The 20,744-nt window shown below is 40.8% G+C and carries 16 protein-coding genes and 1 riboswitch; of the genes, 10 read left to right on the top strand and 6 right to left on the bottom strand.

The features are described 5' to 3' along the window. Positions 1 to 94: 94 nt before the first annotated feature. Positions 95 to 610: a DUF1097 domain-containing protein gene (locus AB4160_RS19040; RefSeq protein ID WP_372001337.1), complete on the bottom strand. Its 516-nt coding sequence runs from the start codon at positions 608 to 610 to the stop codon at positions 95 to 97. 415 nt (positions 611 to 1,025) lie between these two features. Between AB4160_RS19040 and AB4160_RS19035 the strand changes: the two genes are divergently transcribed. Further along, the gene (locus AB4160_RS19035; RefSeq protein WP_372006025.1) at positions 1,026 to 2,363 is read left to right on the top strand and encodes a coproporphyrinogen III oxidase family protein; all 1,338 of its coding nucleotides are present in this window, start codon (positions 1,026 to 1,028) and stop codon (positions 2,361 to 2,363) included. A 393-nt stretch (positions 2,364 to 2,756) separates the two neighbouring features. Further along, positions 2,757 to 4,547 carry an acyl-CoA dehydrogenase C-terminal domain-containing protein gene (locus tag AB4160_RS19030; RefSeq protein ID WP_372006023.1) on the top strand — a complete coding sequence of 597 codons (1,791 nt, stop codon included), beginning with the start codon at positions 2,757 to 2,759 and terminating at the stop codon, positions 4,545 to 4,547. Positions 4,548 to 4,783: 236 nt separating this feature from the next. On the opposite strand, the gene AB4160_RS19025 is transcribed toward AB4160_RS19030, so the two are convergent. Next, a complete protein-coding gene (locus AB4160_RS19025) occupies positions 4,784 to 5,362 on the bottom strand; it encodes a thymidine kinase (protein WP_076540377.1) in 579 nt (192 codons plus the stop codon). Between the two features lie 304 nt (positions 5,363 to 5,666). On the opposite strand from AB4160_RS19025, the gene AB4160_RS19020 reads away from it, so the two are divergent. Next, positions 5,667 to 7,808, top strand: coding sequence for a M3 family metallopeptidase (locus tag AB4160_RS19020; RefSeq protein ID WP_372006022.1), 2,142 nt, complete (start codon positions 5,667 to 5,669; stop codon positions 7,806 to 7,808). Positions 7,809 to 8,263: 455 nt separating this feature from the next. Here AB4160_RS19020 and AB4160_RS19015 read toward each other — a convergent pair whose 3' ends face one another. From AB4160_RS19015 to AB4160_RS19005, 3 genes are all read right to left on the bottom strand, one after another. Continuing rightward, a complete protein-coding gene (locus tag AB4160_RS19015; protein WP_102476998.1) occupies positions 8,264 to 9,820 on the bottom strand; it encodes a Na+/H+ antiporter NhaC family protein in 1,557 nt (518 codons plus the stop codon). Positions 9,821 to 9,897: 77 nt separating this feature from the next. Continuing rightward, positions 9,898 to 10,118, bottom strand: a riboswitch (Lysine riboswitch). A gap of 397 nt (positions 10,119 to 10,515) precedes the next feature. Then, the gene (locus AB4160_RS19010; protein WP_303503531.1) at positions 10,516 to 11,439 is read right to left on the bottom strand and encodes an electron transfer flavoprotein subunit alpha/FixB family protein; all 924 of its coding nucleotides are present in this window, start codon (positions 11,437 to 11,439) and stop codon (positions 10,516 to 10,518) included. 2 nt (positions 11,440 to 11,441) lie between these two features. Beyond that, entirely contained in the window at positions 11,442 to 12,191 is a 750-nt protein-coding gene (locus AB4160_RS19005) for an electron transfer flavoprotein subunit beta/FixA family protein (RefSeq protein WP_102440655.1), read from the bottom strand. A gap of 453 nt (positions 12,192 to 12,644) precedes the next feature. On the opposite strand from AB4160_RS19005, the gene AB4160_RS19000 reads away from it, so the two are divergent. From AB4160_RS19000 to AB4160_RS18975, 6 genes are all read left to right on the top strand, one after another. Continuing rightward, positions 12,645 to 13,049 carry an H-NS family nucleoid-associated regulatory protein gene (locus tag AB4160_RS19000; RefSeq protein ID WP_076540367.1) on the top strand — a complete coding sequence of 135 codons (405 nt, stop codon included), beginning with the start codon at positions 12,645 to 12,647 and terminating at the stop codon, positions 13,047 to 13,049. Between the two features lie 135 nt (positions 13,050 to 13,184). Next, positions 13,185 to 13,580: an Rcs stress response system protein RcsF gene (rcsF, locus tag AB4160_RS18995; RefSeq protein ID WP_102440656.1), complete on the top strand. Its 396-nt coding sequence runs from the start codon at positions 13,185 to 13,187 to the stop codon at positions 13,578 to 13,580. A 270-nt stretch (positions 13,581 to 13,850) separates the two neighbouring features. Further along, positions 13,851 to 14,597, top strand: coding sequence for a tRNA (N6-threonylcarbamoyladenosine(37)-N6)-methyltransferase TrmO (tsaA, locus tag AB4160_RS18990; protein ID WP_102477014.1), 747 nt, complete (start codon positions 13,851 to 13,853; stop codon positions 14,595 to 14,597). A gap of 1 nt (position 14,598) precedes the next feature. After that, on the top strand, positions 14,599 to 15,243 hold the full coding sequence (locus AB4160_RS18985; protein ID WP_102440662.1) for a DapH/DapD/GlmU-related protein: 645 nt from the start codon (positions 14,599 to 14,601) through the stop codon (positions 15,241 to 15,243). 138 nt (positions 15,244 to 15,381) lie between these two features. Beyond that, positions 15,382 to 17,097 (top strand): proline--tRNA ligase, encoded by a 1,716-nt coding sequence (locus tag AB4160_RS18980; protein ID WP_372006020.1) that lies wholly within the window; start codon positions 15,382 to 15,384, stop codon positions 17,095 to 17,097. A 172-nt stretch (positions 17,098 to 17,269) separates the two neighbouring features. Then, positions 17,270 to 18,397 (top strand): patatin-like phospholipase family protein, encoded by a 1,128-nt coding sequence (locus AB4160_RS18975; protein WP_102440658.1) that lies wholly within the window; start codon positions 17,270 to 17,272, stop codon positions 18,395 to 18,397. A 154-nt stretch (positions 18,398 to 18,551) separates the two neighbouring features. On the opposite strand, the gene AB4160_RS18970 is transcribed toward AB4160_RS18975, so the two are convergent. Beyond that, on the bottom strand, positions 18,552 to 19,088 hold the full coding sequence (locus tag AB4160_RS18970) for a YfaZ family outer membrane protein (protein WP_102440659.1): 537 nt from the start codon (positions 19,086 to 19,088) through the stop codon (positions 18,552 to 18,554). A gap of 328 nt (positions 19,089 to 19,416) precedes the next feature. Between AB4160_RS18970 and AB4160_RS18965 the strand changes: the two genes are divergently transcribed. Then, complete coding sequence (locus AB4160_RS18965) at positions 19,417 to 19,905, top strand: glutathione peroxidase (protein WP_372006018.1); 489 nt, start codon at positions 19,417 to 19,419, stop codon at positions 19,903 to 19,905. Positions 19,906 to 20,744 lie beyond the last annotated feature (839 nt).

Raw genomic sequence — 20,744 nt, 5'->3', positions numbered from 1 at the left:
AATCAATTTGTGCTAACTCAATGACAAAAAACACTATGTATTAAAAGTACCAAAAACAAAAAAACGCTACTTTTACAATGATTTACTAACAGGCTTATAACTCTTTCGCTGCATTATTACTAGCGGCATCAACTGATTTATTTACCGATAAACCTTGAAACTTTTCAGTCAAATTAATCAACTGCCCCGTCAATAAACTCATGCTGTAACCCAGCATAGCGCCAATTAACAATGGCGGTAATATTGCAGCAATATCGCCTCCCATGGCAAAAGTGACACAACAGCCAATAAATGCCCCAGGAATGAATGCCAGCTTTTGATAGCTTGCCTGTAAACACATTGCTGAGGTTGCGATAGCTGTAAAGAGGTAACCAAATGTCGGTGACACAAACAAGCTACTGCCAGCAATAATTAACCAGCCCCAAAATACACCTGATAAATTAGTGCTCATGGCCATGAACATACCTTTTATGCCTGATTCAGCCTGAGCAAAAAAAGTACTACAACTTAAAAAGCCAATCCAAGTAACTAACTGAAATACATCGGCCACACCAGCCCATAATCCCGCCAAAAGCCCTGCTGAAATGGCTATCTGCCAACGATGTTTCATAGTTTTCCCCTTGCACATAGTTTATAAAATAAAATGAAGAGTTCTTTAAAAAATACAATTGCGCATAATGTACGCTATTTGCAGCCTGAGTAAAAGTGATCACACGCGTGTTTTAATTAATTGCCCACCTGCCGCAACCACAGCGTTAGCACTATATTCAATATTAGTGATTCAAAATAAACTATTAACCACAATGAAAATTAGGAACGGTTAACAGCTTCGCACAAAAAAACAACAAATAATCAAAATATTGCAGTCTGCAACTGCTACAAGAAAGTGATAACCATCAAACTTTAGTAACAAATTACCCTCTAATTTGTAGATATTTGTATTTTCATGCTTCAGCCGACATTTATCACCACTGGAGTCCATTAGTCTGGTTATATTAGACATAATGATATCAATGAGGGCTTTAATGAAATCCACTCTCTCAACCACAAGGTTAGACCTTGCAACCAATAGCCTCGACTGGGTTATGGGTCAAACGATTAAACGCTCTTTAAGCTTGAAAAATGCGGTTGAAGTTGATGTTGACGCCAAAGACTATATCCCTGAAAAACCCATCGAAACCCTCTATATTCACATTCCTTTTTGCCATACTTTATGCCGTTTTTGCTCATTCCATAAAATCAAATTTGTTGAAGGCATTGCCAGAGAGTATTTCAAAGCCCTGAGAAAAGAAATTAGAGAAGTTATTGCCAAAGGCTATACCTTTAACCGGGTTTATATTGGCGGTGGTACTACGACCATTTTAGAAGATGAATTGATTAAAACCATCGAGATGATTAAATCGATCACCACGGTACGCGAGGTCTCTTGCGAAAGCGATCCAATCTACTTTAAAGAAGGCAATCCACATTTACTTAAAGGCTTAGTGGATAGAATGTCCATTGGGGTGCAAAGCTTTGACGATAAGATTTTAAAAGCCAGTGGCCGTTTTGAAAAGTTTGGTTCGGGATTACAGCAAGCTGAATACGTTAGCCGCGCCATTGAGGTCATCCCCACTGTAAACCTCGATATGATGTATGGCTTTAAGGTGCAAACGCCTGAGTCAATTGCTTGGGATCTTGAGCAAACGATTCGCTTAAGCCCTGATCAAATTACTACTTATCCACTGACTATCGGCATTGGTAAAAACCGTAAAAAAGCAGGTAGCCTTGCAGGTGAGCCTAATGAACTTTGGCCGCAATTTCTAGCTGTTAAACAAGCGTTAGGTGACAAGTACTTAATGGAGTTCCCATGGACATTTAGCCGTAATTTTGGCCAACCAGTTGAAAACAAATATGTGCTCGACGGTGAAGATTGCTTTGGGGTTGGCTCTGGTGCCTTTGGCCGCTTTGGCGAGCAATTCAACATTTCCAGCTTTGATATCCCAACCTATATTGAGCGTATCAATGCCGGCCATAGTGGTACCTGTTATACCAAACCTCTTGAGCAAAAAGCGCTAATTCAACATCACTTAATGATGATGATGGGTCATGGTGTATTAGATAATCAACAATTTAAAGCCCATACCGGTAAAACATTGTGGCAGGCATTTCCCTTAGAAATGAGTTATTTGCATGCAGCTGGGGCAATAAAAAAACAAGGCAGTAACTACCGCACTACCACTGAAGGGCAATTTATTGCGCTGAAAATGTTCTCCGGTTTCTTAGCGGGAATGGACTATCTGCGCGAGCAAGCAAGGGAGTTGCCGTTATCACAACAACAAGACCGCGAATTAACTGAATCAGTACTTACGTGCACTAACTAAATGCTATAACTAGGGCGATAAACGTGGTTTTGAGTTAAACTTTAGCAGCCATTGCCACAATACTGAATCGATGTAGCATTCACAGGGATGTGAGTGCTAGTTTCAAATCAATCACTCAAATCAGCTTTAATTCAAAACTAGCTCAATACAACCCATTGACTATATTACCTATTAGCATAATAGAAGCACATCAATCTCACTTTTCAATAGCCATCCACATTCAATAACGACACCTGACGCTATAATTGCCACTGTGAAGTTAACAAACCGCCGATAAATAATTACTGAGTTTTTGCTCAAAGTTAGTTATGGTTAAACACCTGTTTAATTCTTGAACATCAATTCTGTCACTATGCGAGTAAGCACAGAAATATCATAAGAAAGGATCCTATTATGCCGATTTATCAAGCCCCCCTTAGAGATTATCAATTCATATTATCTGAATTACTTAATATTTATCAGCAACCTAACTTATCAGGTTTTGATGAAATCGACCCTGAGCTTGCTGATGCTATTTTGCAAGGCGTGGCCGATTTCACTACCGAGATTATGTTGCCGCTTAATGCTTCAGGTGATCTTGAAGGTTGTCAGCTTGTGGATGGCAAAGTGATTACCCCAAAAGGATTTAAACAGGCGTATAAACAATACGTTGATGATGGTTGGGCCACATTAACCTGTGATCCTGAATATGGCGGTCAAGGCTTACCCGAAGTTATTGGCACCTTTGCCACCGAAATGAAAACCGCCACCAATATGGCCTTTGCCATGTACCCAGGGTTAACCCATGGTGCTTACTCAGCTATCCACGTTCATGGTAGTGATGCACTGAAACAAAAATACCTTGCCAAGCTGGTCAGTGGTGAGTGGACTGGCACCATGAACTTAACTGAGTCTCATGCTGGCACTGATTTAGCTTTACTGCGCACTAAGGCAACCCCAGCTGCAGATGGCCAATTTGCCATTAGCGGTGAAAAAATATTTATCTCATCTGGTGATCATGATTTAGCGGAAAATATCATTCACTTGGTATTAGCTAAATTACCTGACGCTCCAGAAGGCGTTAAAGGGATCTCATTGTTTGCGGTACCTAAGTTTATGGTTAACGATGACGGCAGTTTGGGTGAAGCTAATAGTTTATCTGCCACCGGTCTTGAACATAAAATGGGTATTCATGGTAACTCCACCTGTGTGATGCATTTTGATAATGCTCTAGGTGAATTAGTCGGCGCACCTCATCAAGGTTTAAAGGCAATGTTCACCATGATGAATCAAGCCCGCTTAGGCGTCGGCATTCAGGGTTTAGGCGTGTCTGATATCGCTTATCAAAACGCATTGGAATATGCTAAAGGTCGCATTCAAGGCCGCGCGTTATCTGGTGCTAAACAACCAGAGCAAGCCGCTGACTCTATTTTAGTTCATGGCGATGTGCGCAGAATGCTGTTGTCGCAAAAAGCATTTAATGAAGGCACCCGCGCCTTAATGGGCCAGCAAGCGCTTTGGCTAGACTCTGCTGAGCGCCATACTGATCCCGCACAAGCAAAACAAGCTTCAATGCTGGCAGCGCTATTTACCCCAATAGTAAAAGGCTTTGTCACCGACCAAGGCTTTAAAGCCTGTGTTGATGCGCAGCAAGTTTATGGCGGCCACGGATATATTAACGAATGGGGCATGGAACAATTTGTCCGCGATATTCGCATTGCGATGATTTATGAAGGCACCAATGGCGTACAAGCATTGGATTTAGTTGGCCGTAAATTACTCTCAGATAAAGGCGCTGCACTGACATTGTGGTCAGGGATGGTTAAACAACTCATCCAAGAAAACAGCGCCAATGCAAACATGCAGCCTTACATTGCCGGCTTAATGGATGCGGCAGGCGATTTAGAAAAAGCCACTGGCTTTATCGTCAAATCTGCCAGCACTAATCCAGATATTATTGGCGCAGCTTCTATGGCCTACATGCAGCTATTTGGCATCACCACGCTGGCGTGGATGTGGACCCGTATTGCCGCCACCTCGTTTGCAGCTATTGAAGCTGGTACTGAAGAAACGGAGTTCTATAAAGGCAAACTTAAAACCGCTCAGTTTTATATGAGCTACTGGGGCAGTCAGACTCGAAGCTTACGTAAGCAAATTGAAGCAAGTAGCGAACATATTGCCAGCTTTGATGAAGCGGATTTTTAATCGCAAATAACGATACATTCAAACTACGCCCTAATAATATCTGAGTTACTGGGGTAGCTAGGCTCGAAGTTTACCTAAGCAAATTGAAGCGAGTAGCGCATATTGCTAATTTTGATGAGGCGGATTTTTAACGCTGCTTTGTAAGTAACTACCAAAAACAAGTCCAAACAAAAACAGCGCCTATAAATCAATATAGGCGCTGTTTTATTTAAGAGTAACTCGTTAACTGCAACGAACTAGTCCCAAAGAAATTCTCTAAAATGCTTACGGCATACCGACTCGTAACTTTCGTTACCGCCAATGGCAACTTGCTCACCATCACGCATAGGCTTACCGTTGCCATCCAGTCTTAACACCATGTTGGCTTTACGGCCGCAATGGCAAATAGTTTTAAGTTCTACCAATTTATCAGCCCAGGCTAATAAGTATTGGCTTCCGGTAAACAATTCACCTTGAAAGTCGGTTTTTAAACCATAGCACAGCACTGGAATATCAAAATTATCAACCACATGGGTTAACTGCTTAACTTGCTCTTTACTTAAAAATTGCGACTCATCAATTAATATGCAGTGCAGCTTTTGTTCAGCAAGTTGCTTTTCAATAAAATAAGCAAGGTTATCACCATCACTAAAAACATGGGCTTCGGTTTCAATACCAATACGAGAAGCCACTTTGCCAATACCATAACGATCATCAATTGACGCTGTCATGACTAAGGTATTCATTCCACGTTCACGGTAGTTGTACGATGATTGCAGTAGCGAAGTTGATTTACCTGCATTCATTGCAGAATAGTAGAAGTAGAGTTGCGCCAAAACGGTGTGTCCTTATGGTTATTTACCGTGGCAGTTTATCATTTTTTCAGCAGCGAAATAAGCGTTAGAATAGATAAACTCATGTCGGTATCACAAAAAATCATCTCTGTGCAGCTGCGCTTTTGAGCTAATCACCTCTCGCAGCAGTAATTACATGTTAAATCCAGTTAACATGTCACATTTATTAAACAGTTAACGTTAAAAAAGCCATCATAGTTCACGCTTTTTGTATTACTTCAGATACGATTAAGAAACAATTGATAGATTGTTTGAACAATAAAATATAATAGGAAGTCTAAACACTATGCATAAAACACTTGTTGCTGCAGCTATTGCTGCCACAATCGTCGTAGGTGGATGCTCAATCTCAAATACTGATACAACCCAAGCTGAAAACGTCACTATGATACAAGCAGATAATCCTTTTTTTGCTCCAAGCAGCTTGCAATATCAAACCCCTAATTTTGCTGACATAAAAAATGAGCACTTCTTACCTGCGCTTGAGCAAGGTATCAATGAGCATTACCAGCAAATCTTGGTTATTGCTAACAATCCAGCGCCTGCAACCTTTGAAAATACCATTGTTGCCATGGAAAAAAGCGGTGAACTATTAGGCCGTACATCGAAGGTTTTTTATAATTTAACCGGTTCAACAAGCAACCCTGAGCTACGTAAAATACAGGGCATTATGGCGCCTAAAATGGCAGCCCATTCTGACAACATTAATTTAAATGCTGCACTTTTTAGCCGCATTGAACAGATTTATAACAGCCGTGAAGGCTTAGAAATTAGCCCTGAAGCAAAACGCTTAATTGAAGTTTATCATCAACGTTTTGTTCTAGCGGGCGCTAAACTAACAGAAGCGCAAAAACAGCAAATTCGTGTATTGAATGAAGAGCAGTCAACCTTGACTAACGAATTCTCACAGCGACTAATGCGCTTAAGTAAAGAAATCGCCGTAGTCGTTGAGGATGAGTCAGAGCTTGCGGGTTTATCAGCAACCGCCATTATATCAGCAGCCATTGATGCCAGTGCAGCAGGCCATGAAGGTAAATACTTACTTAGCATTACCAACACCACTCGTCAGCCTGTATTAGCCCAACTAGACAACCGTCAGTTACGTCAACAAGTATGGCAAGCATCTGCTAACCGCGGTTTAACGGGTGACAATGAAACTGCTTCTTTAGTGGCTCGTTTAGCGCAACTACGTGCCGAAAAAGCCCAATTACTGGGTTATGACAGTTGGGCAGATTACCGCTTAGCGCCACAAATGGCCAAAACCCCAGATGCGGTTTATAAGATGTTTGGCTCAATGGTGCCTGCTGTAGTTGAAAACACCCAAAAAGAAGCCGCAGACATACAAGCAATGATCACCAAAATGGGCGGCGACTTTACCCTTGAACCATGGGATTGGGCTTATTATGCCGAGCGTGTACGTAAAGAAAAATTTGATTTAGATGAGGCATCAATTAAGCCTTATTTTGAATTTAATCGTGTACTGGAAGATGGCGTGTTTTTCACTCTTAAAGAATTGTATGGCGTGACCTTAACACCAAGACCTGATCTGCCTGTTTATCACCCTGATGTAAAAGCGTATGAAATGTTTGATGAAGATGGCAGCAGTATGGCTATCTTTTATGCTGATTACTTTTCTCGTGAAGGTAAACGTGGCGGCGCTTGGATGAACTCGTTTGTGGGTCAGTCTGAGTTATTAAACAACAAGCCTGTGGTAGTTAATGTGATGAACATTAAGAAAGCCCCTGAAGGTCAGCCAACATTTGTGAGCTACAGTGAAGTCACCACCATGTTCCATGAAATGGGCCATGGTACCCACGGTATGTTCTCAAAAGTTACTTACCCATCACTTGCGGGCACCTCAGTATCACGTGACTTTGTAGAGTTCCCATCGACATTTGAAGAAGACTGGGCAGCGCACCCTAAAGTGCTGGCTAACTATGCTAAGCACTATGAAACAGGCGAAGTCATTCCTGAGGCACTACTAGAAAAATTACTTGAGTCTCGCAGCTTTAATCAAGGGTTTGACACCTTAGAGTATATGGCGGCAGCACTAGTTGATTTAGAGTGGCATTCACTTGCTGCTGATGTGCCATTACAAGATGTGGCGAGCTTTGAAGCAAGCGCCCTGAAAAAACACGGTGTTGACATTAAAGCGGTACCACCTCGTTACCGCTCAAGCTATTTTGCTCACGCTTTCCCGGGCGGCTACTCTGCAAGTTATTACGCTTACATGTGGAGTGAAATCCTTGCAGCTGATGCCTTTGCTTACGTACAAACTCAAGGCGGTCTAAACCGTGAAATTGGGATGAAGTATCGCAAAACCATTCGTGAAGTGGGTAACTCAGTACCACCAATGGATGCGTATAAAGCCTTCAGAGGTCAAGAGCCGACGACTGATGCATTACTTGAGCGTCGTGGTTTAAACTAACGCTATTAGAACCTTGTGGCTTAACATCATTTAAGTTTGGTTGAAGCTAATTTTATTTAGCACTTAAACTTAAATCCTAAAAATGCCGCTCATTTGAGCGGCATTTTTTTATCTCAATTTTCACCTAGATCCGAGTACGCTGATTAGCAGTACCTGTTAATCCCTATAATTGCTAACCCTTGCACTCACCATTGGCAGAAACAGTCATTCACTCACAGTGCTAATCGCAGCTTCTCTTCGCTAACAATAACTGCTGCATAAACAAAACATGTGAGCTTAAACCTTTGAGGTTCACTCTAGTGATTCGACTTAGATATTTAGCTTATATATACCACTTTATTATGCAGCCTTGATTTTAAAACATAAAAAATGCCGCTCATCTGAGCGGCATTTTCATACAAGCTAGCTATATCTAAAGTTCGCGATAAGCTTAAATCAAACCGAGTTAGCTTACGCTATTTAGTGATCAACTTCAGTCCAATAACGCTTAATACAAATAGCACACTACAGGTGACCAAGCCCATGGCCACTGACGCGGTAAAACCTAATACACCGTAGCCAATAATACTAATGACCGCCACGATTAACGCATAAGGTAATTGCGTCATTACGTGATCGATATGGTGACAACTCGCCCCCGTTGACGACAAGATAGTGGTATCTGAAATCGGTGAACAATGATCGCCAAATACTGCACCAGATAACACGGCTGCAAGCATAGGTAACATCATAGTGCTATCACTGCCCATCGCCATATCAGCTGCAATTGGCAACATGATACCGAAGGTACCCCAGCTGGTGCCGGTTGCAAATGCGGTTAGGCCTGCTAATAAAAATAATACTGCAGGTAGCATCGCAAATGGAATATTGCCTGTGGCTAAACTGGCCATGTATTTACCGGTTTCAAGGTTGCCAATAACCGTTGAAATCGTCCAAGCAAATAACAAAATATAAATGGCAGGTAGCATTGATTTAGCGCCAAGTTTGATGCCAGTGAACACCATAGGCAGAGCAATTTTTTGCTTCACAGTTAATACTAAGGTGACCGCTAACCCCACCAGTGAACCGTAAAATAGTGACGAGCTCACTTCAGTATTTTCAAATGCTCCTAAAATGCTAAAGGGTAAATCATTAGCTGATAATGCATCAGCGCCTGACGCCACCATGAAATAGAAGGTTGCCGCAACTAACACTAATATAGGTAAGAATAAGCCAATGATTTTACCGGTTTCCGCTTCTGGTAAATCGGCTGTGGCTCCTGGTGGTAAGCCTTTAGATTCGTCGAACAACTCACCCTTTTGGGCATTTTGTTCATGCTTACGCATTGGGCCAATATCTAAACCAAATAACGCCACACACACCAATAATAATAATGCAAAAATGGCATAAAAGTTCATTGGGATCATTTGCAGGAACACACTTAAATGCCCTGTATCAGCAAAGCCATGAGCCGTTAAAATCCCGCCGATCAGGGCGATAATGTACGCCCCCCAGCTTGAAACAGGCGAGATAACACAAATTGGTGCCGCTGTTGAATCCAATAAGTAGGCTAATTTAGCCCGTGAAATGTGGTAACGGTCGGTGATTGGACGTGCAATAGATCCCACCACAATACTGTTAAAGTAGTCATCAATAAACACTACAACACCAAGGAAGATAGTCATCAACTTGGCATCACGTTTATTGCGAATACGTTGATGAGCCCAATCAGCAAAGGCGCGAGCTGAACCACTTACCGTGATTAATGCCGTGATCATGCCCAAAATCACCAAGAAACCTAAAATTTGTAGGTTCCATGAATTGAGCGCGCCATCATCCCAAACTAGACCCGTGACGGTAGTCAGTAAATTTGAGGCTGCAGCGCTAACTGAAAAATCACCGAGTAAAAACACCCCGGTGATAATACCTAAGCCCAATGAAAGTAAGACTCGGCGAGTTAATACTGCGAGCAAAATAGCCACTACTGGTGGCAAAAGCGAGAGAGCCGAATCGGCGTAACTTGTTATCATCATTTCTTATAATTTCTTCGTTGAGTACGAATGGAGAATAACTGATAAGGCAAGTTTACGTTGAATACGTAAACGAAATTCTTTTCAGTAGCACTCCACAGTAATATCAATATCGTTGTCGATATATATTCTTCTACCCTTTCGGATAGAAATTACCATGACAGTGCAGTCCCTTTCGGTAACTGCCCCAATAAATGGTTTTGATAGAATCCATTTACTTCGGCACTAAATCCTTTCCGAATAAGTTATTGGCATCACCCAACTCACCCGTACTGATACTTAATGCACCTCTACTTATGCTAACAACAGAAAGGCTCTGTATATCAACACCCCATCATACAAACATAAGCAGTAGCATCATTGCCAGATAAAACTTGATTATCTTGTGATATATAACATCACAACTAAAACCGCGCACATTGACGCAGCACCAGTGTAACCTTTTATTAGCAAGGGTTCATATTTAACGCAGTGGTAATTTTTGCTCACTGATAGAACAGCACCGCAAATAACAACGCATTAGTATAAATTGGCAGCAACTATCTACGGAACATTAAAAAAGGCTTTTACCTCTCGGTAAAAGCCTTTTAGTGCCGTTTTTTATTAGTGGATATTAACTCACTAAAAAACTAGCGTAAGCCATAATCCTATTATAAAGAGCATTATTTAGGGCTCTAATTAAGGGCTCTAATTAAGGACTATAGCAAATTAGTTAGCTCAGGGATCGCTTCAAACAAATCAGCTTCCAGACCATAATCTGCAACCTGGAAAATCGGCGCTTCAGGATCTTTGTTGATTGCCACAATGACTTTAGAGTCTTTCATACCAGCAAGATGCTGAATAGCCCCTGAGATACCTACAGCAATATACAGATCAGGTGCGACAATTTTACCAGTTTGTCCTACTTGTAAATCATTCGGTACAAAGCCAGCATCAACAGCTGCGCGCGAAGCACCAACAGCAGCAGTTAATTTATCAGCAAGCGCTTCTAAAATAGCAAAGTTCTCACCACTGCCCATACCGCGGCCGCCGGAAACAATCACCCCAGCACTGCCAAGCTCAGGACGCTCTGATTCAGTTAATGTTTGCGAAACAAATTCTGCCGCTGCTGTGGCAACAAAATCAACCATAACCGCTTCTGCACTGCCGTCATTGGTTGCGGCATCAAAAGCACTGGTTCGTACTGTTAGCACTTTAACCGCATCTAAACTTTGCACTGTCGCTAATGCCGAACCGGCATAAACAGGACGCACGAAGGTATCTGGGCTTACAACTTCAATCACTTCAGAAACTTGCGCCACATCTAATAACGCCGCGACTCGTGGCAGGGTATCTTTACCGACACTGCTAGCCGCAGAAATAATATGTTCGTAATCACCTGCAAGGTTAACCACTAACTGTGAAAGGTTTTCTGCTAGTTGCGCTTGATACACAGCATTATCAGCAACTAATACCTTGCTTACGCCTGTTAATGCTTGCGCTGCGGTAACTGCTGCAGCACAATCACTACCAGCAACTAACACATGCACATCACCACCAATGGCAACCGCTGCGCTTACTGCTTTAGCGGTATCTAATTTTAAGCTTGCGTTATCATGTTCAGCTAATACTAAAATAGTCATAATTAGATCACCTTCGCTTCATTTTTTAACTTTTCAACTAATTCAGCCACTGAATTCACCATGATGCCAGCTTTACGCTCAGCTGGAGGGGTGACTTTTATAATGGTTTGATGTGCTTTTAAGCTTACGCCTAAATCATCAATTGAAAGTGTCTCTAATGGCTTACGCTTAGCTTTCATAATATTAGGTAATGATGCGTAACGAGGTTCATTTAAACGTAAATCAACCGTAACCACCGCTGGTAATGGCATTTTTATTGTTTGTAAGCCGCCGTCAATCTCACGGGTTACTTCTGCACTGTCTGCCGTTAATGTTAGCTCTGATGCAAACGTTGCTTGAGGCATATTCGTTAATGCAGCTAGCATTTGACCGGTTTGGTTATTGTCGCCATCAATAGATTGCTTACCAAATATCACTAATTCTGCTTGTTCTTTTTCTTGAACCGCTTTTAAAATTTTAGCAATCGATAACGGCACTAACTCGTCATCAGTCAGGACATGAATAGCACGGTCGGCACCAAGCGCCATCGAGGTACGTAATTGTTCTTGAGCATTTTTAGCTCCAATAGTGACCACAACAATTTCCGTAACACTTCCTGCTTCTTTCAATCTTACAGCTTCTTCAACTGCAATTTCACAGAATGGGTTTAACGCCATTTTCAAATTAGCAGTATCAACATTTGTGTTGTCAGCGTTTACTCTGACCTTCACATTTGCATCGACTACGCGCTTTACAGGCACCAATACTTTCATGGGATTTCCTTTTACACCTTCAATGTATGTGGACGGCACATTGGTTTTAACCAATGTAATATGGCTCAACTTTACGGCCTGTTAACGTTAACGTCAACCTAAGTCAAACACTTGTTTATATTTTTTTGGCTCAATGTGCGTTTAAAAGAACTGACATCTGCACAATTTATATTAAATAAGGTACCTAAAAGGGTAGATTAATTAATTTTTATCTACTTATTGATGATTTTATTTGATCCATTCAGATTTAGTTTCTATTATTAATGACTATTCAAGTAAACTTATTTTTTTACTATTAAATATTGTGCTTTATTGACATGCTTAATGGTCAATTAAATTTGACACTCCAATGCTAAATAATTAAGCAATGTAGCGATTTTGATAGGTATTCTTTAATCTCTAAAGCATTACTTGAAAACTTATTATTTAATAACCATTAGGATGCACATTGATATGAGTGACTTTTTAGAAATACTAACCCATGGTCGTCGTTTTAAAGCTGCAGTTAAAGAGTTGTCTGTAGAAGATTTACGTGAGCTTTCAGTAAAGCTTGAAAAAATCATTACAGAAAGAGAAGAAGACGAAAAAGCAGAACAAGAAGCCAATGCAGAAAGAAATGCACGCATTGCTGAAATTCTAGCGCAAATTGAAAACAGTGGTTTATCAATTGAAGACTTAGGTGAAGTATCAATTAAGCCTGCACCAAAAAAACGTGCGCCGCGCCCTGCTAAATACCAAATTGAAGTTGATGGCGAATTAATCCAGTGGACGGGTCAAGGCCGTATGCCAACGGTGTTCAAAAACCAAGTTGATAATGGCAAAACAATGGAAGACTTCTTAATTCCTGGTATGGAATAACACTTGCTGTTTTGACATCCTTCATATAGAAAAAGCTTACTTTGGTAAGCTTTTTTCTTATCTGTATTCTATTCCCACCTGCTAGCAAGCATTGTAAACTATACTACATTCACCTCTTTTGAATTAGGCTTTACTATGAACGTTTCTCGTCCTGTTTTTTCTTTAGCTATAAGCTCAGCAATATTATTATCTGGTTGTGCTAGTGAATACACTTTTAATAGTAACCTAGACACTAAGGCAATTGATGACTATTTCAAACCTGGAAATGTGGTTCTATATAAAGAGAACCAACGCCCTAAAGGGTCATTTGAGGTGTTAGGCCTAGTTGAAGGTGAATCATGCCAACAAACTGCTGATGGGGTTCCTGCAAGCATTGCAGATGCGAGAACCGATGCACGAAAACAGGCGGTCGAGCTAGGTGCCAATGGGCTAATGATCAAAAAATGCCTATTAACAGAACAACAGGTCGACAGCTGCTACAGCCAAGCAATTTGTGTCGGCCAAGCAATTAAAACCGCTACTGAGCAGTAGATACTTGTTAATAATTTAGTATTAGAGCAACCGACTATTAATGGCTAATGGTCAAAGAAATTAAACCATCAGGCTAGGTGTCTAAGTCATTTTATTTATGCTGTTATCCGAAGCATTTTAAAGACATTAACACCCGCTTTGCTTAAAACCTTACATTGGCTAATGGCTCTTTAGTATTAAATTAACAAAGCATTGAACATTTATTAGGTTCAATGCTTGATTATGCCCCCTCTTAATTTATTAGTAACAACACTTGACGGTTTCTTAGACATGAAAACAGATCCTAACGCGCAAAACTTTAGCTCTCAAATAGAGGCCGTCGGGTATTGTCGTACCCCTTACAAACAAAAGTTTGGTATCCCAAGACAACCAGGGTTGGTAAATATTAAAGGTGTTATTGAATTAGCCCCTCAAGTCAATAACCTTGATGCGGTTAGAGGTATTGAACAATATTCACACTTATGGCTGCTTTTTTGTTTTCATGAAAACCTACAGCAAGGTTGGAAAAATACCGTCAGACCACCAAGATTAGGTGGCAATGAAAAGTTAGGCGTATTTGCCACCCGCTCTACATTCAGACCTAATGGTATTGGCCAGTCAGTGGTTAAATTGCATAAGGTTATTCAGAAAAATGGCAAAGTTTGTCTTGAAATATCCGGCATGGATTTATTAGATGGTACCCCCATTATTGATATAAAACCTTATATTCCATTTTCTGACTCAATAGAAAGTGCGACAGGTGGCATCGCTCAAGATGCGCCAAAATTAATTGATGTACAATTTTCAAGCTTGGCAAAAGCGCAAATTGACGCCCACTCATCTAAGCTCAATAACAGTGATTTAATTCAACTTATTACTGACGTGTTAGCTCAAGACCCTCGACCTGCTTATAAAAAAGCCAAAGCAGATCCAAAATTATATCAAGTGGCCTTATATGATATTGATATTTTTTGGACCGTCACTGAGCAGCAGATTAATGTTATTGAAATTAAACCCACCAGCGTTGGTCAAAACTAATATGAAGTCTGATTTGAACAGCACCCTTGATACAAACAAAAGTCCTGATTATCAAACTCAGCATAAAAAACGTTTATCTTGGATGCCGTGGTTGTATTTTTCCTTAAAAGACAAACAATTTACCTGGGCTAAACCCTGGCAAGATGAAGTTCAGCAACAATTTGAGCAGCTTGAAACCATTAAGTTTGGTCAGCAGTGTTTTATCGCCCCCGAAGCCAATGTGTTTGCAGAGCCTGGGCGCAATATAACTATGGGAAATCAATGCATGATTGCCGCCGAGGTGTTTTTACATGGGCCGATAACCCTAGGCAATGAAGTGGCCATTAATCATGGCTGCTCTTTTGATGGCGGTCGCTGCGGCATCACCATTGGTGATAAAACCCGTATCGCCAATAACGTCACGATTTATGCTTTTAACCATGGCATGTCAGCAGAGCAAGATATCTATCAACAACCCAGTCAATCAAAGGGTATTGTCATTGGCCGTGATGTATGGATTGGCGCCCAAGCTGGCATTGTTGATGGGGTTACTATTGGCAACCAAGCCATTGTTGGCATGGGTAGTATTGTGACCAAAGATGTTCCCGAATTTGCGATTGTTGCCGGTAACCCTGCCAAAATCATTGGCGACCGACGCGATAAATAGTTGCTTTAATTTATCGCCCATATCATTTTGCCATAGCCCTATGGCTATCTTTGTCAGGTATCGCTTAATTATCTGGTGACTTCATCGTTACAGGTGATAAAATGTCGCACATTAATAGCTACTAAGTGGACATTGGGAATGCGAGTTAGCAAGTACCTGCTTTCAACACAAAAAGAAACACCTGCAAATGCAGAAGTCATCAGCCATCAATTGATGTTACGTGCCGGCTTTATCCGTCGTAATGCATCAGGCCTTTATTCATGGTTACCGAGTGGTTTACGTGTATTACGTAAAGTCGAAGCCATTGTTCGTGAAGAAATGAACAAAGTCGGTTCTATTGAAATTTTGATGCCCCTAGTACAGCCGGCCGATCTTTGGGTTGAAACAGGACGTTGGGAAAAATTTGGTCCTGAATTGCTCCGCTTCCAAGATCGTCATAACCGCGACTTCGTTTTAGGCCCAACCCATGAAGAAGTGATTACTGATTTAGTCCGTAAAGAAGTGAGCTCTTATAAGCAATTACCACTGACATTATATCAAGTACAAACAAAATTCCGTGATGAAGTCCGTCCTCGTTTTGGCGTGATGCGTGCACGTGAATTTTTGATGAAAGATGCCTATTCTTTCCATTTAACCCAAGAGTGCATGGATAAGACTTATGCAGACATGCATCAAGCATACTGCAACATCTTTAATCATATGGGTCTTGCTTTCCGTCCTGTTATTGCTGACACGGGTTCAATTGGTGGTAGTACCTCACATGAGTTCCATGTTCTTGCTAACAGTGGTGAAGACTTGATCGCTTATTCAACTGAAAGTGATTATGCCGCAAACATTGAAAAAGCAGAAACTGCAGCACCAACTGGCACATTAGCCGCACCAACACAGGAAATGACTGTCGTTGATACGCCAAATGCCAAAACCATTGCTGAATTAGTTGAGCAGTTTGAACTTGAAATAACTAAAACAGTTAAAACCCTGATTGTTAAGGGCGCAACTGAAGATGCACCATTGGTAGCATTAGTTATTCGTGGCGATCATGAGTTAAACGAATTAAAAGCTGAGAAGCATAAGCTCGTTGCCTCACCACTTGAGTTTGCCCCTGATGCTGAAATGGTTGCAGCTGTAGGCGCAGGTCCAGGTTCAATCGGCCCTGTAGGCCTTGAAATGCCTATTATCATTGACCGTGACGTCGCGCTAATGAGCGACTTTGCTGCTGGTGCTAACCAAGAAGGTAAGCATTACTTTGGCATCAACTGGGAGCGCGATTTACCAATGGCACAAGCGATGGATATTCGTAACGTGGTTGAAGGTGAAGCAAGCCCAGATGGTAAAGGTGTTTATGCGTTTGCACGTGGTATTGAAGTCGGTCATATCTTCCAACTTGGTACTAACTACTCAGAAGCAATGGGCGCAACCGTACTTGATGAAAACGGTAAGTCAAAAGTGATGCAAATGGGTTGTTATGGCGCTGGTGTTAGCCGTATCGTTGCCGCTGCAATCGAGCAAAACCATGATGACCGCGGTATGAAGTTACCTGAGTCACTGGCGCCGTTCACTGTGGGGATTTTACCGATGAATATGCATAAGTCTCATCGCGTAAAAGACATGGCTGAGCAGCTTTACGCAGACTTAAGTGCCCAAGGCATTGAAATCTTATTAGATGACCGTAAAGAGCGCCCAGGCGTGATGTTCAATGACATGGAGCTAATTGGCTTGCCTCATGTAATTGTTATTGGCGATCGTAATATCGATGCTGGCGTGTTTGAATATAAAAACCGCCGCACTGGTGAAAAACAAGATATCCCGTTTGATCAGATTGTCGACTTTATCAAGTCAGCAATTAATGGCTAATCATTCGCTTTAAAACTATGCCGTAAAAAACGCACCTTTTAAGGTGCGTTTTTTTTGGTTTTCATTTCATATTTTACATGTAACTACTGTCGATTATGTTATTTTGATTGGTATAACCAGTTATTGCTATACATACTGATATCATCAGCTTATCAAACAGAGGAGAGCATAGTTGTCAGATTCAATTGCACTGGTATTAGGTGGCGGTGGCGCACGGGCTGCGTATCAGATTGGCGTGTTAAAAGCGCTAGTTCAGCTTTATCCGCGTAATCATCATATCCCGTTTGATATTCTAAGTGGTAGCTCAGCAGGTGCAATTAACGCAACGTCATTAGCTACCCATGCCTCTTGTTTCCATTTAGGGGTTCGCAAACTTGATTGGGTTTGGCGGCACTTTGAAACCCATAAAGTCTACAGTTCATCGTTTTGGAATGTATTAAAACACTTATCAAAAATGGCCTTAAAAGGGCTACAAAGTGATAAGGTCAATACCGAAGCGGGCAGCCTGCTTGATAATCAGCCATTACGAAAACTACTTAATCAATTAATCGATTTTCAGCGTATTGAACGCAACATCGGTAGTGGCGCTTTAAAGGCCATTAGCTTAGATGCATCAAGTTACAATGACTCATATTCCTACAGTTTCTATCAAGCTAGCCATCATATTAACGACTGGCAACGGGCAAGAAGACAAGGTACCCGCACCACATTAACCACAGATCATTTGATGGCGACCTCAGCTATCCCATTGGTTTTTCCATCGGTAAAATTAAAACAAGCCTATTTTGGTGATGGCTCAGTACACCAATTGTCGCCGTTATCCAGCCCGATACATCTAGGAGCCAGAAAAATTATGGTGATCAATCTAGATAGCCCTCATAAACAAAGGCACAGTGATATAGATGCTCACCCAAAAACAGCAACCATTGCAGGTCATTTACTGGATACCATTTTCTCAGACACTTTAAACAGTGATTTAGAACGCTTAGAGCGGATAAACAGCACCTTAGACCTTATTCCACCCGCCGATGCTAAGCTGGTTAATTTGCGTAAAATTGACACCTTAGTCATTAAGCCCAGTGAAGATTTAAGTGTTATTGCCGCGCGCTACTTTCAAGACTTACCTCTCGCCATCAGAATATTATTGAAATTTATTGGCATTAATCGTCAATCAGACTCAAGTATCGCGTCATACTTATTATTTGAAAAATCCTACACCAGTGCCTTAATTGATCTCGGTTATAAAGACGCTATGAACCAAATGGATACCATCAAAACCTTTTTTGAACTGGAAACCTAAATAGGCTTCTTGGCTAAATGATTAGTGCAGCACGACTCACTTTGAGATGAACTCACTGCCAAATACGCTGCTATTACAAATAATAAAAAGCAAGTTGCCACGCAACTTGCTTTTTTTGGTGGAGAGTGTTTCCACAGGTGCCGCTTAATAAGTATTAGAAGCGTGAAGTGCCACCAATATAGAAACCATCTTCAAAAGCACGATCTGAACGACCATCATACTGGAAGGTCATATTTCTATAACCGAAAAAAACCGCCATATTAGGGTTAAAGTCATACTGCACTTTTCCACCTAATTCGGTGTAACCATCGACATCCGAAAAAGACAATACTGACGGCGCATAATAAGCATCAGCATGCAGCGATATTTTATTGCCTAGCGCAAAGCCATAGTGTCCACCGACGGCAATGACACTGCCATTAGGACTATTATCAAACCAAACACTGGATAACTTAGGGCCAATTTCAATTGAATGCGGACCAGTTTGATGGGTCATATGCATGGCAAACTGCGCCAAGTTACCCTTTTTATCTGAATACACATAACCGGCTTCAAGATTAACATTAGGGTTAATATTGGTCTTAATGTCAGCAGATACCACGTGCTCACTGAGCCCTAAAGAAAACTCAGTAGCATTAACATTGACGCAAAACACACTCGCTGCAATAACAGCCATCATTTTTTTATTCATTTATAACCTCAAACCTAAGTGCTTATGGGCCAAGATTATACTGAGCTAATTAATTAGTCTTTATAAAAAGGCCTAACACGAGCGCCTAGATGGATTAACACACAATTAAACCACAACCAAGTTACAATAAATAAGAGTTAGCAATACCTGTAAGTTAATATATCAAGTCGCGGTTGAGTATAACTTAATCGGTAAAATTAACTGCTCTCGTTGATGGCAAGCCCAGATCAGCTTATGCGTTTATTAAATCCGCATTTTAAATTGTGCACAATCCAATTTGCAGTTATGATAAAACTTAAAAGTATTATTATCGTTTTAGGAGTTGACCATGAGCCAAACATTTTATCAGCAAAGCGCAGTAGACATTCAAGGTAACACTGTATCCATGGATCAATTTAAAGATCATGTGGTATTGGTTGTTAACACCGCTAGCGAATGCGGCTTCACCCATCAATATAAACCCCTTGAGCACCTGTATCAGTTATATAAAGAGCAAGGTTTAGTGATATTAGGGTTTCCATGTAACCAGTTTGGCTCCCAAGAAAAAGGCGACGAAGCTACCATTAGCAAATTCTGTGAACTGAATTTCGGGGTTAGTTTTCCATTATTTAGTAAGGTGGACGTTAATGGCGCCAATGCCGCACCTATCTATCAGTTTCTTAAGTCTTCAGCTAAAGGGTTGCTGGGCAGTGAGTCAATTAAGTGGAACTTCACTAAATTCTTAATAGACAAAGAAGGCAAGGTGTTAAAGCGTTATGCACCGACCATGAAACCTGAAAATTTAGCAGAACAAATTGAGTATCTACTGAAAAAGTAATAGTTACCGCATTAAATCGACACTTAATGTATTTTTAATCTACTGATTTAATTGCATAAAAAAATTATTGATAAAAAATATAAAAAATTGATGTTTTTTTGAACTATTTCACTTTGAGATGCTCATAGTATATAGACAGTGTTTTCACTTTCATCATCTCCCTGGGACTTCTAGCGCGGTCCCTTTGATCTCAAAGTGGATCAATAGGCAATCGTTTGGTTGCCTTTTTTTATGGAGCTAATTTTTGATGAGACTGGTTTGTTAAAGCAAAGTTTATAAAGCACCCCTTAATCCTGACGATGTTCGCCATAAAAGAACAATAAAGGTTATCACAAAAACCTAATAAAAACAGATACATAAAAATGTATCGCTTTCGATCATTCTAAATATTTAAAAAATAATAAATTTTATTGAACCATTTGCAGCTTAGCCTCTCTTAGTAATGTAGCTAGTCAGTAATAGGCTAACCCCTCATCAAGGTTATTTCGATACTGAGCTTTTATAGATTTAATCTCCCCAATTATTTCGCTACTCGAATTTGGTAACTCTTTTTCATCATCACTCCCAATTGGGACATTGCTAACACGCTAGCGCACCGTTAACAGTGACCCGCATAGAAATACTTCTGGCAATCCACTGGGTTGCCATTTTTTTTGCGCCAAGTTTATCTCAGCTTGAATATGACCTGAGATTAAACACCAATTCAAACTGCTGATTTAAAACTAAATTGCAGTAATAAAATCCAATCAAGCCAGCTAGCCAAAAAAACTTTAAAATAATTTACCGCGCTAATGAACTTTTTTGAAATGAGCCACTCTGAGTAACTGTAGCAACGAGGT

This window comes from Shewanella sp. 10N.286.51.B8, assembly GCF_041469325.1.
Taxonomy (GTDB): Bacteria; Pseudomonadota; Gammaproteobacteria; order Enterobacterales; family Shewanellaceae; genus Shewanella.
This window is presented reverse-complemented; position numbering and strand designations above follow the sequence as displayed.

Excerpts from the sequence above, each read along its gene's own strand:
- AB4160_RS18980 (WP_372006020.1), top strand. The coding sequence starts at position 15,382 with ATGCGAGTTAGCAAGTACCTGCTTTCAACACAAAAAGAAACACCTGCA.
- AB4160_RS19030 (WP_372006023.1), top strand. The coding sequence starts at position 2,757 with ATGCCGATTTATCAAGCCCCCCTTAGAGATTATCAATTCATATTATCT.
- AB4160_RS19020 (WP_372006022.1), top strand. The coding sequence starts at position 5,667 with ATGCATAAAACACTTGTTGCTGCAGCTATTGCTGCCACAATCGTCGTA.
- AB4160_RS18970 (WP_102440659.1), bottom strand. The coding sequence starts at position 19,088 with ATGAATAAAAAAATGATGGCTGTTATTGCAGCGAGTGTGTTTTGCGTC.
- tsaA (WP_102477014.1), top strand. The coding sequence starts at position 13,851 with ATGAAAACAGATCCTAACGCGCAAAACTTTAGCTCTCAAATAGAGGCC.
- AB4160_RS19000 (WP_076540367.1), top strand. The coding sequence starts at position 12,645 with ATGAGTGACTTTTTAGAAATACTAACCCATGGTCGTCGTTTTAAAGCT.
- AB4160_RS19005 (WP_102440655.1), bottom strand. The coding sequence starts at position 12,191 with ATGAAAGTATTGGTGCCTGTAAAGCGCGTAGTCGATGCAAATGTGAAG.
- AB4160_RS18965 (WP_372006018.1), top strand. The coding sequence starts at position 19,417 with ATGAGCCAAACATTTTATCAGCAAAGCGCAGTAGACATTCAAGGTAAC.
- AB4160_RS19010 (WP_303503531.1), bottom strand. The coding sequence starts at position 11,439 with ATGACTATTTTAGTATTAGCTGAACATGATAACGCAAGCTTAAAATTA.
- AB4160_RS19015 (WP_102476998.1), bottom strand. The coding sequence starts at position 9,820 with ATGATGATAACAAGTTACGCCGATTCGGCTCTCTCGCTTTTGCCACCA.
- AB4160_RS18985 (WP_102440662.1), top strand. The coding sequence starts at position 14,599 with ATGAAGTCTGATTTGAACAGCACCCTTGATACAAACAAAAGTCCTGAT.
- AB4160_RS19040 (WP_372001337.1), bottom strand. The coding sequence starts at position 610 with ATGAAACATCGTTGGCAGATAGCCATTTCAGCAGGGCTTTTGGCGGGA.
- AB4160_RS19035 (WP_372006025.1), top strand. The coding sequence starts at position 1,026 with ATGAAATCCACTCTCTCAACCACAAGGTTAGACCTTGCAACCAATAGC.
- rcsF (WP_102440656.1), top strand. The coding sequence starts at position 13,185 with ATGAACGTTTCTCGTCCTGTTTTTTCTTTAGCTATAAGCTCAGCAATA.